The sequence below is a fragment of the Pseudomonas sp. NLJ1 genome (assembly GCF_049486705.1).
Taxonomy (GTDB): Bacteria; Pseudomonadota; Gammaproteobacteria; order Pseudomonadales; family Pseudomonadaceae; genus Aquipseudomonas; species Aquipseudomonas inefficax.
In genome coordinates, this window is record NZ_CP137735.1 from 641797 (window position 1) to 658428 (window position 16632).

Genomic DNA, 16632 nt, shown 5'->3' on the forward strand with positions numbered 1-16632 from the left:
ATGGAACCAGAAATCATCCACATCCCGGAGCTGGCCAAGATCCTCGGCAGGTCAGAATCGGCCATCCGCAGCGCGCGCCAGGCCGGCGCCGCCTGGCTGCCACCATTTTTCAAGCAAGGCGCCAGGGTTTGCTGGAGGGTCAGTACTGTCCGTCAGTTCCTGCAGGAGTACGAAAGCGGCCTGCACGCGCCGGCTCGGCCCGGGCGAAAGCGTCAACCACCACCCACGTTGGCCAGCGTGCGCTAGCCCAGCTTGTCGGCCAGGGTGTCGGGGCACAGATGCGTGTATCGCTTGAGCATGCTCAAGGACTTGTGCCCCGTGATTGCGCTCACTTCCATCATGGACAGCCCCTTTTCGAACAACCTGGACGTGCCCTCATGCCGCAGGTCGTGAAAATGCAAGTCGCCAACATTGGCTGCTCTGCACGCGCGGGTGAAGTACTGACTCACCGAATGCGGCGCCAACGAGAACACCTTGCCATCCATGCGGGCTGGAAGCGACTCGAGCAGCTGCCGGGCACGAACCGATAGCGGAACGAGGCGCCGGCTACCGTTCTTGGTGTCTTCCAAAATCGCGTGCTTCGGCTTCACGTTCTCCCGGCGAAGCGTCAGCAGCTCACTACGACGCATTGCCGTTTCAACCGCGATACCGATGATCGCCGGCATCTCAGCGTGAATATCGCCTGCCGCTTTGATCACATCCTTCAGCTCTTGGGCACTGGGCCGCCGATCGCGAGACTTCGCGCCCTTCGGCATCCTCAGCTTCGCCACCGGGTTGCTCAGCCCCTCAATACCCCAGTCCTTGATGGCCACCGTATAAAGGTGGCTGATCACCGCCAGGTCGAGCTTGACCGTTGCGGTGGACTTCCCTTCCTTGAGCTCATCATCCCTGTATGCAGCCATATCGCTTGACCGGATCGCGGCCAGGCCTTTATTCGCCAGCTTGTTCAGCTTCCACCTGTTGATGCGGGTCTGCTCTTGCTTGGCTCCCTTCTTCATCGAAGTCACCTCCCGCGAGTATCGGTCGAGCGCTTCCTTCAGCGTGGTGTTCTCCGCCTCTCGCATGTCGACGAACCGCGCGCGCGACATGTCGCCCTCGATCTCGGCCGCCCAGCGCTGGGCCTCTGCCTTGGTGTCGAAGGTCGCGGATAGAGTGGGATATCCTTTTCGGCGGATCTTGGTCCGCCATGCCCGTTGGGGCGCTGCTCGATAGTGGCCATGCACCGGATTTTGCCGGGGACACCGGGGACATGCAATTTCTTCCGGTGTCCCAGGATTGTCCCAAAAGCGTGGGAATCAAAAATCCGCAGGCACAAAAAAACCCCGCAACCTCAAGGGCTGCGGGGCTTTCGAATATGGAGGCCGAGGTCGGAATCGAACCGGCGTAGACGGATTTGCAATCCGGAGCATAACCACTTTGCTACTCGGCCTCAAAGGTCGGATCTAGCAGCTTGCGCTTCGCTATCTCCTTGAAACGCTGAACCTTTTTCAAAGTTTGCTGCGTTTCGATGGGCGCCATTATGTCTTCATTCCTTTAACCTTGCAACCCCCTGAACGAAAAAAAATTTCAACGGGTTCAAGGTGTTAGCGCAGGCGGCCGAGTTTACTCCACAAGCCCACCACTGTGTTCTCCACGGTGCCACTGGCAGCCATGCCGATTCGCTCCTGCAGGCTCTTGCGTTCGGCGTAGTGCAGGTGGAACAGGTTGGCGTTGCGCGCGCGTTCGCTGAGGTACTCGTCGCTGGTCTGCAGCTCGTCCACCAACTTGCGGTTGAGTGCCGCGACGCCCAGCCAGACTTCGCCGGTGGCCACTTCGTCGATGTGCAGCTGCGGGCGATAGCGGGCAACGAAGTCCTTGAACAGTTGGTGAGTGATGTCCAGGTCTTCCTGGAACTTCTCCCGGCCTTTTTCGGTGTTTTCGCCGAACACGGTCAGGGTGCGCTTGTATTCCCCGGCGGTCAGCACTTCGAAATCGATGTCGTGCTTCTTCAGCAGGCGGTTGACGTTGGGCAGCTGCGCCACTACGCCGATAGAGCCCAGTACAGCGAACGGTGCACTGACGATCTTCTCGCCGATACAGGCCATCATGTAGCCGCCGCTGGCGGCCACCTTGTCGATGCACACAGTCAACGGGATGCCGGCCTGGCGAATGCGCGCCAGCTGCGATGCGGCCAGGCCGTAGCTGTGCACCAGGCCGCCACCGCTTTCAAGGCGCAGCACCACCTCGTCACGCGGGGTGGCGAGGGTCAGCAGCGCGGTGATTTCGTTGCGCAGGCTTTCGGTGGCAGAGGCTTTGATGTCGCCATCGAAGTCCAGCACGAAGACCCGGCCCTTTTCCTCGGCCTTGCCCTTCTTCTGCCGCTTGTCCGCCTTGGCCTGCTGCTTACGCAAGGCCTTGAGCTGGGCCTTGTCGAGCAGGCCGGATTCCAGGCGCTCGCGCAGGTCCTTGTAGAACTCGTTCAGGCGGGTGACCTGCAATTGCCCACCCGATTTGCGCCGGCCCTTGCCGCGCAGCCCGGCGATGGCCGACAGCACTATCAGGATGGCGATGACCAGGGTGGCGGTTTTGGCGAGAAAGCTTGCGTATTCAGCAAGAAACTCCACGTTGACTCCTTAAAGACTTGCGCCACTACGGCGCGTAACTGTAGCAAGCATACCGTTGCGCCTGAGGTGCTGCCAGCCGCGGTAAACGCTGGCAACATCTTTCAAACAACCTTTTCAAACGCTTGTATGTTTTTTCGTTGACAGCCCGTGTGCCGCATCCTAACCTCGCAGCAACCTCCAACAGGCCGGAACCTTTCGTGGGCAACCTCTACCTGATCCGACATGGCCAAGCCTCCTTCGGCGCCGCTGACTACGATGTCCTCTCGCCCGTGGGTGTGCGCCAGAGCCAGGCCCTGGGTGACCACCTGGCCCAGCTCGGGGTACGGCTGGACCGCTGCGTGGCAGGCGACCTACGCCGCCAGCAGGATACCGCGCGCCTGGCGCTGGAAGCATTGCAGGCCAATGGCTGCCCGGTGCCGGCTGTTGAGACCGATGCAGCCTTCAATGAGTTCGATGCCGATGGCGTGATCCGTGCGCTGTTGCCCGGGCTGCTGCCGCAGGAGCCCGACGCCCTGCACATCCTGCGCAATGGCGCGCAGCATCGCAGCGAGTTCCAGCGCCTGTTCGCACTGATGGTGCAGCGCTGGCACGATGGCGAACATGCCGATGATGGCCTGGAGACCTGGCAGGCGTTCACCGCCCGCGTGCAAGGCGGCCTGCAGCGTGTTCTCGATGCAGCCGGGAGCGGTGACAACATCGCCATCTTCACCTCGGGCGGCACCATTGCCGCCCTGCTCCACCTGGTTACCCGTATTACCCCCGGGCAGGCGTTCGCGCTGAACTGGCAGATCATCAACACGTCGCTCAGCCAGCTGAAGTTCCGCGGCCGCGACGTGGCACTGGCTTCCTTCAACAGCCAGGCCCATGTGCAGCTGTTGAAGGCGCCGGAGCTTGTCACCTATCGATGAGCCCGGCTTGTTGTGTCCCTGCGGGGACGTGTAAATCACTCTATAAGGAATGCGCCATGACCTCCGTAGCTGATGCCGTCAAAAAGATGCAAGAGAAGTTCAACCCATCCGCTGCCGCCGGCCTGGACCTGGTGTTCGGCTTCAACATCACCGACGAAGACAAGCATTACGCGCTGATCGTCAAGGACGGCACCTGCAACCTGCAGGAAGGCGAAAACCCGGATGCCAACTGCACCCTGGTGATGGACAGCGAAACCCTCAAGGGTATCGTCAGCGGCGAAACCGACGGCATGCAAGCATTCATGGGCGGCAAGCTGCGCGTTGAAGGCGACATGATGCTGTCGATGAAGCTCAGCGAGCTGTTCCCGTCCTGAGGACAGGCGATAGTGCTGATGGAAAAACCGAAGCCTGACCGGCTTCGGTTTTTTTTTGCCCGCCTGTTCAGGCCCTATCGCCGGCAAGCCAGCTCCGACAAGGTCAGCACCTGCCGGCAGAACGCCGCCGCACCTGTGGGAGCTGGCTTGCCGGCGATAGGGCCAGTCGCTTCATCAAGGCAGTTGATCGGGCAGCAACACCCTCACCTATATGGCACCTGGCACGCTTGTCCCAATCCTTGCACGCCATTAGATTAGCCAATAGTCCTTGCGATCGAGAATAAGGAAAACGCATGACACTCACCGACCAGTCCACCCAGGTACGCCCCGGCGAAGAACTCGACGCGGCTGTCATCGCCCCTTACCTCAAGGCCAACATCCCCGGCCTGGATGGCCTGCCGAGCATCAGCCAGTTCCCTGGCGGCGCCTCCAACCTCACCTACCTGGTCAGCTACCCCGGCCGCGACTTGGTGCTGCGCCGCCCACCGTTCGGGCAGAAGGCCAAGTCGGCCCACGACATGGGCCGCGAGTTTCGCATCCTCAACCAATTGAACAGCGGCTTCCCCTACTGCCCCAAGGCCTATGTGCACTGCACCGACAGCAGCCTGATCGGGGGCGAGTTCTACGTGATGGAGCGGGTCAAGGGCATCATCCTGCGCTCGGATATTCCGGCTGAGCTGGACCTCGACGCCAACCGCACCGAGGCCCTGTGCAAGAGCTTCATCGACCGCCTGGTGGAACTGCACCAAGTGGACTACGAGGCCTGCGGCCTTGCCGACCTGGGCAAACCGGAAGGCTATGTGCAGCGCCAGATCGAGGGCTGGACCAGCCGCTATGAAAAGGCCCTGACCCCCGATGCCCCGCGCTGGGAACAAGTGACCGCGTGGCTGCACGAGAAAATGCCCGCCGACCACCCACGGCCCGCCATCGTGCACAACGACTACCGTTTCGACAACGTGATCCTCGATGCCGACAACCCTATGCGCATCATCGGTGTGCTGGACTGGGAAATGGCCACCCTCGGCGACCCGCTGATGGACCTGGGCAACAGCCTGGCCTACTGGATCGAAGCCGACGATCCGGCGCCGGTGCAGCTGATGCGTCGCCAACCGAGCAACGCGCCGGGCATGCTCACCCGCCGCCAGTTCGTCGATTATTACGCCGAGCGCGCCGGCATCCGCCTGGACAACTTTGATTACTACTATTGCTATGGCCTGTTCCGCCTGGCCGGCATCGTCCAGCAGATCTACTACCGCTATTACCACGGCCAGACCCAGGACAAGCGCTTCGCCCAGTTCATCCACATGAACCGCTTGCTGGAGCAGATGACCTTGCAGGTCATCGCCAAGTCCAGCCTCTGAGCCCCGACCTCGACGACGGATAACAAGGAAAACAGCATGTCCAAGACCCACCTGTTCGACCTCGACGGCAAGATTGCCTTCGTTTCCGGCGCCAGCCGTGGCATCGGCGAGGCCATCGCCCACCTGCTGGCCCAGCAGGGTGCCCATGTGATCGTGTCCAGCCGCAAGCTCGACGGTTGCCAGCAGGTGGCCGAGGCCATCATCGCCGCCGGTGGCAAGGCAACGGCGGTGGCCTGCCACATCGGTGAACTGGAGCAGATCCAGCAGGTGTTCGCAGGCATCCGCGAACAGTTCGGGCGGCTGGACATCCTGGTCAACAATGCCGCTACCAACCCGCAGTTCTGCAACGTGCTGGATACCGACCCAGGGGCTTTCCAGAAGACCGTGGACGTGAACATCCGCGGGTACTTCTTCATGTCGGTAGAGGCCGGCAAGCTGATGCGCGAGCAAGGTGGTGGCAGCATCATCAACGTGGCGTCGATCAACGGGGTTTCACCGGGCCTGTTCCAGGGCATCTATTCGGTGACCAAGGCGGCTGTCATCAACATGACCAAGGTCTTCGCCAAGGAGTGCGCGCCGTTCGGGATCCGCTGCAACGCCTTGCTGCCGGGCCTGACCGACACCAAGTTCGCCTCGGCACTGGTGAAGAACGACGCCATCCTCAATGCCGCGCTGCAGCAGATCCCGCTCAAGCGCGTGGCCGACCCCAAGGAAATGGCCGGCGCCGTGTTGTACCTGGCCAGCGATGCTTCCAGCTACACCACCGGTACCGCACTCAATGTCGACGGTGGTTACCTGTCCTGATCAGGCTTTTACTGCAACCAGGGTATAGCTCAGGGGCAGGCGTGCGGGCTGCTCGCGCAGGCGATATTCACCGTCGTCGCCCTTGACCATCTGGCCCGGCAGCGCCTCCCAAGGGATGCTCTGGTGCTCGACCAGGGCGGTCAGCTGCAAGCCGTGGGCCAGCACGGCGCTGATCACCTCGCCCAGGCCGTGGTTCCACTCGTGGGTTTCGATGTGCGAAAGGCGCTGCTCGGTTTCGACGTAGGTCTGGTCGTTGTGCCACACCGTCGGCTCTTCGTGCTCGAAATACGGGTATTCGAGTTGGAGGCGGTCCTGGTGGTCTTCGTTGACTGCCATCAGCATCGGGTGCCCGTCGCGCATGAACAATCGCCCACCCGGTTTCAGCAGTGCCGCGACAGTGCGTGCCCACGGTTCGATGCGAGGCAGCCAGCAGAGCGCGCCGATGCCGGTGTAGACCAGGTCGAACGTGCCGGCTGGCAGTACCTTGTCGGCGACGTAGACATCGGACTCGACATACGCGATGGATGTGGCACAGCGCTGGGCCAACGCACGCGCCTCGGCCAGCGACGCCGCGGAATAGTCCAGACCACAGGCCTTGGCGCCAAGGCGCGCCAGCGAGAGGGTATCGGTGCCGATATGGCACTGCAGGTGGACGACATTGAGCCCGTCGATGTTGCCGAGCAATGGCAGATCGAAGCGTACTGTTTCGGAGAGGTGTCCGGGATCCTGGACGAGCCGTTCGACTTCGTAGTCGTTCGAAGCAGCGTGCAGCGGGGCACGTTCATCCCAGCTGGCGCGGTTGAGTTGCAGCGAGCGGTCCATGGTGTCGTCCTTGATTCGGGGGGGCTCATGCTAGCCTCCACCAATCTTCCAGCGACAGAACCGAAGTGCTAAAAATTGTAAAGCTGGTGCGGTCACTGTGGGAGCGGGTTTACCCGCGAATGCGGTGTTGAATGTATCGACGCATTCGCGGGTGAACCCGCTCCCACAGGGGAATGTGTTTTGACGTTACAGGCAGGTCGCCGCCGCCGCCCGGCGCTGCAGGGCCACGCTGTCGTTCTTCTGCGCGTAGTAATCCACCCGCGCCCCACCCGCCTGCGGGTACACATCCACGAACGCCTCGGCCTCACGGGTATACACCGTGAACCCGCCCTGCTTGCGCGGTTCCAGATAACCACTGGCGTCGTCGCCGAACACCTTCTCTTCCTGCCAGCTGAACTGGATGCACTGGGCCACCAGGTCCGGCGCCTTGTGCGAGTCGAGCTGCGCGGTCGGCTTGCCGCCGCGGGCCGTTTCCATGGTCGCAGAAGCACAACCGACCAGCATCAGCGCCGCGGCCATCGGCAGAATCGCACGCATGTTCCATCCTCAGGGTAAAAAAGAAGGCGACTCTAGCACTGGCAAGCATCGCGAGTGAATTGTCGCGCGCAGGTGGCGGTCGCAGATAAGGCATTCCGTCACAAGGAGATCGTCATGAAATTGCACTACCTGCTGTTCGCCGCCCTTACCTGCCTGCCCCTCGCTGCCACCGCAGCTTCCTCCAGTGAAGAAAGCATCACCGCGCCAGAAACCCACAACCGCGAACTCAAGGTCGGCGACAAGGCACCGGACCAATACAAACGCGATGACCAGGCAATCAAGGACTGGAAAGCCAAAGGCCTGCCCGCGCCGGAAAAGGAAAGCCACTGGGTAAACATGGGGGGGCGTTACGTGCTGGTGCAGATCACCAACGGTGTGGTGCTGGCGATTCAGCCAAGCCACTGATTCCAAACTCTCCCCGCCGCTCATCGCTGGCACGACAAATTTTTGCCTGCCAGCGAAACCAAATGGATCCTTTCCAGTCTCAGAGGGTGTGCCGTAAACCTTTGCGGATCAAGGACCTATATCGTGATGACCCGTCTTGCAAGCCTTTCGCTGATTGCCGTTGTCCTGCTGACCGCAGGGTGCCATAGCCATCGCTACCATGACGACGACGATGGCTGGCGTGACCGTGACCGTGACCATCGCCACCACCATCGGCATGACCGCGACGACGATGATGATGACAATCGTCGCTATCGTGGTGACCGCTACTACCGCTGAAGCGTCTTTTTCAACCCTGGCCAGCCGCCCGTTGCGCGGCACCTTAACCTGATGATTCCTTTGAGGTTCGTATCATGCGTCTGACTCTGCCTTCCCTTGCCCTCGGCCTGCTGCTGTGCCAGGGCGCTTTCGCCGGTGACGGTACCGCCGCCATTGGCGGTGGCCTGGGTGGTGTTCTGGGTAACGTTGTCGGTCAACAGATCGGCGGCAAGACGGGGGCGGCCATCGGCGCCGGCCTCGGCGGCGCAGCCGGCAGTGCGGTAGGTGCACGCAAGGGCAACCGTACCGAAGCCGCCATCGGCGGTGGCCTGGGTTCGGCCGGCGGTTCGCTGCTGGGCGGCGCGGTAGGCGGCAAGACCGGCTCCACCGTGGGTGCCGGCATGGGTGGCGCAGCCGGTGGTGCCATCGGCAACCACCTGGGCGACAACAATGGCAAGCACCGTCACCGCCACCGTCACTGATCGGGTGAATCCGGGGCTGCTGTGCAGCCCCTTTTCTTGCAGCACATCAACACCTCCTTCAGCACAATCCGGCACACTGGCTGCTACTGTCTATCGTGCCCCCGTGTGAAGGAACACCCCCTCCCCATGAACCAAGAGCTACTCTGGGTCCTCGGCCTGCTGGCCATCGTCATCGCCCTGTTCGTCATCAACCGCCCGCGCATGGACGTAGTCGCGCTGCTGGTAATCCTCGCCCTGCCGCTGTCGGGCATCCTCACCGTGGAACAAGCGCTGGCCGGCTTCAGTGACCCCAACGTGGTATTGATCGCCGCCTTGTTCGTGATCGGCGAAGGCCTGGTGCGCACCGGCATTGCCTACCGCATCGGCGAATGGATGAGCGAGCGGGCCGGCAACAGCGAGGCGCGCCTGCTGGTGCTGCTGATGGTGGCTGTGGCGGGACTGGGGTCGATGATGAGCTCCACCGGCGTGGTGGCCATCTTCATTCCGGTGGTGCTGAGCATCGCCGCGCGCCTGCAGCTTTCGCCCGCCCGCCTGATGATGCCGCTGGCCTTCGCTGGCCTGATCAGCGGCATGCTCAGCCTGGTGGCCACGCCGCCCAACGTGGTGGTACACAGCGAGCTGGTGCGCCATGGCGAAGCGGGCTTCAGCTTCTTCAGTTTCACTCCGTTTGGCCTGGTGGTGCTGGTGCTGGGCATCGGCTACATGCTGTTGACCCGGCAATGGCTGAATGGCGAAGTACGCAAGGACGGCCGCGTGGAAAGCCGCCGTACCCTGCTGGACCTGGTGCTGGACTACAAACTCAACGGCCGTGAACGGCGCCTGCGCATCCGCCCCAACTCACCGCTGATCGGTCATACCCTGGGCGAGCTGGAACTGCGCACCCGGCATGGCGCCAACGTGATCGGCATCGAGCGCCAGCACAAGTTCACCACACGGGTGATCGCCGCCAGCTCCAGCACCGTGCTGCACCAGGGCGATGTGCTGCTGCTCGACCTGTTCGCCAACCGCGACGACCTGCGCAGCCTGTGCCAGACCATGCAACTGGAGCCGCTGCACTTCAAGGCCGCCTATTTCATTGACCAGTCCCAGGAGCTGGGCATGGCCGAGGTCTTGCTGCCACCAGGGTCGAAACTGCTCGGCAAGAGCATCCTCGAACTGGCCTTCCGAACTCGCTTCGACCTCAACGTGGTCGGCTTGCGCCGCGACCAGGTGGCGATCGAAGAACAACTGGTGGAAGAAAAGCTGCGCCTGGGCGACACCCTGCTGGTCGTCGGCCCGTGGAAAGCCGTGCGCCAGCTGCAAAGCAAGCCCAAGGACTTCCTGGTACTGAGCCTGCCCGCGGAAGTCGACTTGGTCGCGCCCGCCCGTACCCGTGCGCCACAGGCGTTGCTGAGCCTGGCGGTGATGGTCGGGCTGATGGTCAGTGGCGCGGTCCCCAATGTCATTGCCGCACTGATCGGCTGCCTGCTGATGGGCGCAGGCCGCTGCATCGACATGAACAGCGCCTACCGGGCCATCCACTGGCAAAGCCTGGTGCTGATCGTGGGTATGCTGCCCTTTGCCCAGGCATTGCAGAAAACCGGCGGCATCGACCTGGCGGTGGGCGGCCTGGTCAGCGTGCTGGGTGATGCCGGCCCCAACGCCATCCTTGCCTGCCTGTTCGCAGTCACGGCGGTGATCGGCCTGTTCATCTCCAACACGGCCACTGCGGTACTGATGGCACCCGTGGCAGTCAGCACCGCAACGCAGCTGGGCATGTCGCCCTACCCGTTCGCCATGACCGTGGCGCTGGCCGCCTCGGCGGCCTTCATGACCCCGGTGTCATCGCCGGTGAACACACTGGTACTGGGCCCGGGGCAATACCGCTTTGCCGACTTCGTCAAAGTTGGTGTGCCGTTCACCGTCCTGGTGATGCTGGTGACCGTGTTGATGGTGCCGTGGTTCTTCGGGCTGTGAGGTGACAGGCCTCGAATGAAGGCAATTTGGCATTATCGCGAGCGATTGCGGCAGATTGACATCAAGTCCCCTGTCGAAACACACTTACGCGCAATTGCCCCAGGTGCTTCAAGCCGTTGTCCTGGATTTCGTTTCCGCCTTGCCGGTCGAGCCCATGGTTTTTCCAGCCCAAGCGCGCTTGTTGCACTACGTCGTTCTACTCGGCCTGACCTTTGCCCTTACCTTGGGCGGCATCCTGGCCCGCCCGATCGAATCCTTGTCGCTGTTCTGGCCGGTCAATGCAGTACTGGCCGGCGTACTGCTGCGCTACCCCCGCCAGGCCACACTCACGGGCTTTGCCCTGGTCTGGCTGGCCATGGTCGGCGCCGACCTGCTGTGCGGCAGCGCCTGGGTACCGGCGCTGTGGTTCAACCTGTGCAACCTGGGCGTGGTAGTCACCCTCTGGCTGATGCTCTCGCGCTTGCCGCGCCTGCACCGGCGCATGCGTACTCCCCACGGAGTACTCCGTGTGTTCGGCGCCTGTGCCGCCGGCGCGATAGTGGCGGCCAGCATGGCGGCGGCAATGGCCACGCCGTGGTTCGAACAGTCGTTGCGCGCAACCTGGCTGGCCTGGTTCAGTGAACAATTCTCGACCAGCGTACTGGTGCTGCCAGTGCTGCTGACGGCGCCTTCGGCACGAGCACTGATGCGCGGTGGTGCCCAGGCCATCCGCCTGGCGCCGTTATTGGTGCTGCTCGCATCGCTGGCGTTCAGCATTGCCTTCGGCGGCCCCGGGGCCATCGCCTTCCCGATTGCCGCGCTGCTGTGGTGCGCCTGGACTTACTCACCGTTCCTGGTCTCGCTGTTGACACTCACCGCTGGCAGCACACTGATCGTGGCGGTGGCGCAGAACCTCATGCATTTCAGCTTGCCGCAAAGCGAGCTCGGGGTGAGCACCCTGATGTCGGCGCGCCTGGGCATCGCCATGCTGGTGCTTGGGCCGCTGGTGGTCGCCTGCGTCAGCCAGGCCAACCGCAGCCTGATGGCCCGCCTGGCGCATCAGGCCACCATCGACCATCTCACCGGCGTGCTGACCCGCAGCGCTTTCACCCGCCGCGCCAACGCGCTACTGGAAAGCCGCCAGCAACACGCCCAGGCACTGCCGCTGACCCTGATGATGCTGGACATCGACCACTTCAAGTCGATCAATGATGCCCACGGCCATGCGGTCGGTGACCAGGTGCTGCGCCAGTTCGCCAGCACCTTGCAGGACCAGTTGCACGATGGTGACCTGTTCGCCCGCCTGGGCGGCGAGGAATTTGTCGTGGTCCTCCCGGGCCTGGCGCCAGGTCGGGCCAAATTCACTGCCGAACGCCTGCGCCGCGCCGTGCAGGACCTGCATGTGCTGCAGGCCGACCAGCATCTGCAAGTTACCGTGAGTATCGGCCTGGCCGGTTGTGCCGCCGATGTGCCGGCCCCCACCCTCGACGAACTGCTGGCGCGCGCCGACCAGGCGCTGTACCGGGCCAAGGCCCATGGCCGCAACCGCGTCGAACAGGCCGAGCCGCAACGCCAGGTGATATGAACTAGCCGCCCAGCAGGTCCCACGTCAACTTGGCGATCAGCACGCACAGCAGCACCAGGAACAGCCCGCGCACGAAACCCGCGCCCTTGCGCACCGCCAGCCAGGTACCGGTCAGCGCGCCGAGGATGTTGCACACCGCCATGGGCAAGGCGATGGCGTACAGCACGTTGCCTGATGGCACGAAGAACACCAGCGCCGCCAGGTTGGTGGCGATGTTCACCACCTTGGCCGACGCCGAGGCGTGCAGGAAGTCCAACGCGAAGAAGCGGATGAACAGGAAGATCAGGAAACTGCCGGTACCCGGCCCGAACAGGCCGTCGTAAAAACCGATCGCGCCACCGATCAGCACCGCCAGGCACTGCTCCTTGCGGCCTATCCTTGCGGGTTTGTGCAGCGTGCCGAAGTCCTTCTTGCAGAACGTGTAGATGGCCATCAACACGATCAGCACCAGTACCGCCGGGCGCATCACGCCGGGCGGGACCAGCGACACCGTGGCGGCACCGGCGAACGACATGACGAAGGCACTGAGCGCAGCCGGCACGATCAACCCCCAGTCCAGCGTCACCCTGCGAATGAACGAACGCGCAGCGAAGGCCGTGCCGCACACCGATGCCAGCTTGTTGCTACCGAGCAGTGCCGCCGGTTGTGCGGTGGGCAGCACGTTGAACAAGGCCGGGATCTGGATCAGCCCACCGCTCCCCACGGCGGCGTCGATCAGCCCTGCTGCGAAGGCGAATACGGAGAGCACAGCGATATCCATCATGGCGCGGTTCCAGGCAGTGAAGACGCTTGCAAGGCTAATCAAAGTGCCGCGCTTGTGTTGAAATGCCATATTGCAAAAACTGCAACAAGGAGCAGGCAATGGCATTGGACATGCTGCGGGAAATCCAGGCGTTCGTCAGCGTGGCGCACAAGCGCAGCTTCGTCGCCGCCGCCCGCGCCCTGGGGCGCTCACCTAGCGCAGTCACCCGCGCAGTGCAAACCCTGGAAGACAACGCCGGGAGCAAGCTGCTCAACCGCAACGCCAATGCCGTGACCCTGACCGAAGCCGGCGAGCGCCTGCTGCCTCACGCTGAACGCTTGCTGGATGTGCAACGTGATGCTGCCGACGAACTGGCCGCGCTAAGCGGCAGTGCACAAGGCTGGATCCGCTTCGCCGTGCCGCAAGTGCTGGGTGAACATGTGCTGCCCCAGGTGCTTGCCGAGTTTTCCCGCTGCCACCCACAGGTAACGTTGGACGTGCAGTACAGCGACGGGGCCCTGGACCCGCTGCAAGGCAAGTTCGATTTCGTGGTGCGCGGGGCCTTCCCGCAGTCGAGCGAATTGATCGGCTACCCGCTGTGGGATTACCGCCGTCACCTGTATGCGAGCCCGGAATACCTGGCCCTGGCCGGCACGCCAGAACAACCCGAGGACCTCGAAGGCCACGCGCTGATCCTGCACACTGCCCCGCGCATCCTCAAGGCCTGGCACTTCTGCCGCGACGATGAGATCACCAGCCTGCGCCCCAGGCCCAGGCTGCGCCTGGACTCAGGTGACGCGGTGTACCACAGCACCCTGGCCGGTGCCGGCATTGCCCGCCTGGCCGCCTGGGTCGGCGAAGCGCAGGTCAAGGCCGGGCGACTGGTGCGGGTATGCCCGCAGTACCGCCTGACCTCCAGCAACGGCCAGGACCCGCAGATGCACGCCGTGTACCCCGCCGGCGAGTTGCCAGCGCGGGTACGCGACCTGCTGGCAGCCCTGCGCCGCGCCGGCCTGGCCTACTGAAACATCCTCTTAAATCGCTGTTCAAATTCTGCTCAATTTAACAGAGCCCGCCGCGGGCCTGGCTTGCAGCACTTTATCCACAGACCTACCCACGTTTTTTGTGGACAGTTTTCCCAGTGCAAAGAAAGACTTATCGTACAAACAGGCAGGGCGAATCGGCCAACAAAGAAGGAGAATGGGCCCGCCCGGGGGACAGGCAGGCCGCGAGGGAAATAGGCTGGTGAATGTCAGCTTGGCGGAATGGTGCCAAGAATACCAATCAGAATGGTCAGCAGCAGAAAACCACCCAGGAATAGCGCGAGCTTGCCCATTGGAACCTCTACAAGTGTGATGCGGGAATGGGCGTATTGTCGGGCTTGGGCTGATACCGTTACAGATTCAGGTTTATGGAAAAAAAGCGGATCAGATGCGAGGCACCGGTTCTTCTGTGGGAGCGGCCTTGCGTCGCGAAAGGGCCGCACAGCGGACCCAGGGTTTCGATGCATCCCTCAACATTGCCAGGACCGCTTTGCGGCCCTTTCGCGACGCAAGGCCGCTCTCACAAGAGCTGCGTACCTGGAGCGAACGCGCACATCAGGTCAGCGGCTGAAGCTTCTGCGCAGGCAACCAGCCATACTCGTCATTGCCATGGTGTCTGCACCAGACCCAGCCATTGAGCGGGCGCACCATCTGCACCAACTGCCCCGGGTCGGCATCCAGTTCATGCGCCGAGTAGTGGTCCAGCGCCCTGCCCTGGCACATGCTGAGCCACTCGATCAATTGGGCCGGCACCCAGCCGGGCTCCTGGCCAGTGCAGGTGCAAAGGTACCAGTCCTGCCAACCAGGCTCGCCTTCGTAGCGTGGGCCAATGTTCAGCAAGGTGCCCTTGGCGAAGCGGATGGGCCGCGGGTACTCACTGCGGTGAGATTCAATCACAACGTAATGCATGGGCCTCTCCTTGGCCGGGAAACCAATCGATCGTAGCAGAAGCGGCAAAACCGGCTGCCAGCCGGTATTTGTATCTTCATGTGTACAGATTGAGACTTGATACACAGGAACGTTTCCTGCAGGCCGAGCGGACACATCCTCGATACAGCCGTCATCTTTACTGGCCCCATCAACCCGCACCGATGGCTTCGCCAAGGAGATGCCCGATGTCCGCCCGCCACTCGACCACCGCTCTGCCACGCCGCTTCAGCCGTACGCTGCTCGCCTGTGCCCTGCTGCCGCTTGGCCTGCTGGCGGCGAACATGGCCACGGCTGCACCGCTGCAGGCCCAGCCAGCCGCCACGGCGGCGGATGACTTCGGCCCGCTGAAACACATTAACGCTGGCGTGCTCGATGTGGCCTACGTAGAGCAAGGCCCCGCCGACGGCCCGGTGGTGATCCTGCTGCATGGCTGGCCGTATGACATTCACAGCTTCGAGCAAGTTGCACCCGCCCTGGCGGCAAAGGGCTACCGGGTGTTGGTGCCCTACGTACGTGGTTACGGGCAGACCCGCTTCCTGTCTGCGGCAACCCCACGCAATGCCCAGCCCTCGGCACTGGCCAGCGACGTGATCGCCTTCATGGACGCGCTGCATGTCCAGCGTGCCGTGCTCGCCGGTTTCGACTGGGGCGCACGCACTGCCGACATTGTCTCGGCGCTGTGGCCAGAGCGGGTAAAGGCGCTGGTATCGGTCAGCGGCTACCTGATCAGCAGCCAGGAAGCCGCCAAGGCCCCTCTGCCCCCCAGCGCAGAGTTGCAGTGGTGGTACCAGTACTACTTTGCCACCGCGCGCGGCCAGGCCGGCTATGACAAGAACCGCCATGCCTTCGCCAAGCTGATCTGGCAAACCGCCTCGCCCAAGTGGGCCTTCGATGACGCCACCTTCGAGCGCAGCGCCAAGGCCCTGGACAACCCCGACCAGGTGGCGATCACCGTGCACAACTACCGCTGGCGGCTGGGGCTGGCCCAGGGCGAAACGCGCTACGACCCGCTCGAGGCCAGACTGGCCAGCTTCCCCAGCATCGGCGTACCGACCATCACCCTGGAAGGCGACGCCAACGGCGCCCCGCACCCGCCGGCCGAAGCCTATGCGCAGCGCTTTACCGGCAAGTACGAGTACCGGCTGATCAGCGGCGGCATCGGCCACAACCTGCCGCAGGAAGCGCCGCAGGCGTTCACCCAGGCGGTGGTGGATGCGGACCATCTGTAGCTTGCGGAGCGGCAATTGCTACATAAGGTTTCGAAAAGAACGGCAGGTCCTGGTTTGAACTGCGTCGAGGGCCTGCATTATCGAAAACCGATTGTGCCCAGCTATCGCGCGGTGTTGAGGCGGATTTGAAAGACACGATCTGAAATGCGGCTTGTAGGATCTTTTACCTCGAAATGTAGGAAGAATCGAAGCACTGAGATTTGCCTGTATGAAACATCAGTTTCTCCAGCAAATTCGAGCTGCTACGGTCCAGTTTTCCTACAACGGCACGGAAGCCTACAGCATGAGAAAAGCATGGATCCGTTCAATACCTCGGCCCTGAAGTTACAGAAGAGTTTGCTTAACCTGCGCCTTGAGCGTGACCGCCTGAGAAGGGAGGGCAAGGACAAGGAAGCGGACGAACTCGCGGCACCGATCGCGCGGATGGAGGCAGCTATTCAAAAACTGCCGGATGGCATGAAGCCGGTGACCCTGCAGTAAAACCTGGGGGAGCAGGGTTCACCCGCCAACACGTTCGAAGCTGAGGGCTTTGCTTGAGCCGGCAATGATTCTGGTGCAGCCATTTGCCGAGAATC

General features: G+C 62.7%; 19 protein-coding genes and 1 tRNA gene. 13 read left to right on the plus strand and 7 right to left on the minus strand.

Annotated elements, in window-relative coordinates:
* On the plus strand, positions 1-246 hold the full coding sequence (locus tag R9B85_RS02995; RefSeq protein WP_060709531.1) for a helix-turn-helix transcriptional regulator: 246 nt from the start codon (positions 1-3) through the stop codon (positions 244-246).
* Here the strand turns inward: R9B85_RS02995 and R9B85_RS03000 are convergent.
* The 3 genes from R9B85_RS03000 to sohB form a co-directional block, all read right to left on the minus strand.
* A complete protein-coding gene (locus R9B85_RS03000; protein WP_181457357.1) occupies positions 243-1223 on the minus strand; it encodes a tyrosine-type recombinase/integrase in 981 nt (326 codons plus the stop codon). The two genes, R9B85_RS02995 and R9B85_RS03000, sit on opposite strands and share 4 nt — an antisense overlap.
* A 132-nt stretch (positions 1224-1355) precedes the next feature.
* Positions 1356-1429: transfer RNA gene (locus R9B85_RS03005), tRNA-Cys, on the minus strand.
* Positions 1430-1583: 154 nt separating this feature from the next.
* The gene (gene sohB, locus R9B85_RS03010) at positions 1584-2603 is read right to left on the minus strand and encodes a protease SohB (protein ID WP_112252801.1); all 1020 of its coding nucleotides are present in this window, start codon (positions 2601-2603) and stop codon (positions 1584-1586) included.
* A gap of 197 nt (positions 2604-2800) precedes the next feature.
* Between sohB and R9B85_RS03015 the strand changes: the two genes are divergently transcribed.
* The 4 genes from R9B85_RS03015 (at position 2801) to R9B85_RS03030 (ending at position 6050) form a co-directional block, all read left to right on the plus strand.
* Complete coding sequence (locus R9B85_RS03015) at positions 2801-3511, plus strand: histidine phosphatase family protein (RefSeq protein ID WP_112252802.1); 711 nt, start codon at positions 2801-2803, stop codon at positions 3509-3511.
* Positions 3512-3567: 56 nt separating this feature from the next.
* A complete protein-coding gene (locus R9B85_RS03020) occupies positions 3568-3885 on the plus strand; it encodes an SCP2 sterol-binding domain-containing protein (RefSeq protein ID WP_207878297.1) in 318 nt (105 codons plus the stop codon).
* Between the two features lie 293 nt (positions 3886-4178).
* The gene (locus tag R9B85_RS03025; RefSeq protein WP_423770813.1) at positions 4179-5246 is read left to right on the plus strand and encodes a phosphotransferase family protein; all 1068 of its coding nucleotides are present in this window, start codon (positions 4179-4181) and stop codon (positions 5244-5246) included.
* Between the two features lie 36 nt (positions 5247-5282).
* Entirely contained in the window at positions 5283-6050 is a 768-nt protein-coding gene (locus tag R9B85_RS03030; RefSeq protein WP_112252804.1) for an SDR family oxidoreductase, read from the plus strand.
* On the opposite strand, the gene R9B85_RS03035 is transcribed toward R9B85_RS03030, so the two are convergent.
* Together R9B85_RS03035 and R9B85_RS03040 are read right to left on the minus strand one after the other, a co-directional pair.
* On the minus strand, positions 6051-6872 hold the full coding sequence (locus R9B85_RS03035) for a class I SAM-dependent methyltransferase (RefSeq protein WP_207878325.1): 822 nt from the start codon (positions 6870-6872) through the stop codon (positions 6051-6053).
* 186 nt (positions 6873-7058) lie between these two features.
* The gene (locus tag R9B85_RS03040) at positions 7059-7409 is read right to left on the minus strand and encodes a hypothetical protein (protein ID WP_423770814.1); all 351 of its coding nucleotides are present in this window, start codon (positions 7407-7409) and stop codon (positions 7059-7061) included.
* 114 nt (positions 7410-7523) lie between these two features.
* Between R9B85_RS03040 and R9B85_RS03045 the strand changes: the two genes are divergently transcribed.
* The 5 genes from R9B85_RS03045 (at position 7524) to R9B85_RS03065 (ending at position 12113) form a co-directional block, all read left to right on the plus strand.
* A complete protein-coding gene (locus tag R9B85_RS03045; RefSeq protein ID WP_112252807.1) occupies positions 7524-7814 on the plus strand; it encodes an RcnB family protein in 291 nt (96 codons plus the stop codon).
* A 126-nt stretch (positions 7815-7940) separates the two neighbouring features.
* Positions 7941-8132, plus strand: a complete 192-nt coding sequence (locus tag R9B85_RS03050; protein WP_112252808.1) for a hypothetical protein — start codon at positions 7941-7943, stop codon at positions 8130-8132.
* Between the two features lie 74 nt (positions 8133-8206).
* The gene (locus R9B85_RS03055; RefSeq protein ID WP_423770815.1) at positions 8207-8593 is read left to right on the plus strand and encodes a glycine zipper domain-containing protein; all 387 of its coding nucleotides are present in this window, start codon (positions 8207-8209) and stop codon (positions 8591-8593) included.
* Between the two features lie 126 nt (positions 8594-8719).
* The gene (locus R9B85_RS03060) at positions 8720-10549 is read left to right on the plus strand and encodes an SLC13 family permease (protein WP_423770816.1); all 1830 of its coding nucleotides are present in this window, start codon (positions 8720-8722) and stop codon (positions 10547-10549) included.
* Between the two features lie 139 nt (positions 10550-10688).
* The gene (locus R9B85_RS03065; RefSeq protein ID WP_423771052.1) at positions 10689-12113 is read left to right on the plus strand and encodes a diguanylate cyclase; all 1425 of its coding nucleotides are present in this window, start codon (positions 10689-10691) and stop codon (positions 12111-12113) included.
* 1 nt (position 12114) lies between these two features.
* On the opposite strand, the gene R9B85_RS03070 is transcribed toward R9B85_RS03065, so the two are convergent.
* Positions 12115-12876, minus strand: a complete 762-nt coding sequence (locus R9B85_RS03070; protein WP_423770817.1) for a sulfite exporter TauE/SafE family protein — start codon at positions 12874-12876, stop codon at positions 12115-12117.
* A gap of 98 nt (positions 12877-12974) precedes the next feature.
* On the opposite strand from R9B85_RS03070, the gene R9B85_RS03075 reads away from it, so the two are divergent.
* The gene (locus R9B85_RS03075) at positions 12975-13880 is read left to right on the plus strand and encodes a LysR family transcriptional regulator (RefSeq protein ID WP_112252812.1); all 906 of its coding nucleotides are present in this window, start codon (positions 12975-12977) and stop codon (positions 13878-13880) included.
* A 573-nt stretch (positions 13881-14453) separates the two neighbouring features.
* Here the strand turns inward: R9B85_RS03075 and R9B85_RS03080 are convergent.
* Positions 14454-14807: an SH3 domain-containing protein gene (locus R9B85_RS03080; RefSeq protein ID WP_215520631.1), complete on the minus strand. Its 354-nt coding sequence runs from the start codon at positions 14805-14807 to the stop codon at positions 14454-14456.
* A 206-nt stretch (positions 14808-15013) separates the two neighbouring features.
* Between R9B85_RS03080 and R9B85_RS03085 the strand changes: the two genes are divergently transcribed.
* Together R9B85_RS03085 and R9B85_RS03090 are read left to right on the plus strand one after the other, a co-directional pair.
* Positions 15014-16057 (plus strand): alpha/beta fold hydrolase, encoded by a 1044-nt coding sequence (locus tag R9B85_RS03085; protein WP_423770818.1) that lies wholly within the window; start codon positions 15014-15016, stop codon positions 16055-16057.
* A 294-nt stretch (positions 16058-16351) separates the two neighbouring features.
* On the plus strand, positions 16352-16537 hold the full coding sequence (locus R9B85_RS03090) for a hypothetical protein (protein ID WP_112252816.1): 186 nt from the start codon (positions 16352-16354) through the stop codon (positions 16535-16537).
* The last annotated feature ends 95 nt before the right edge of the window (positions 16538-16632 follow it).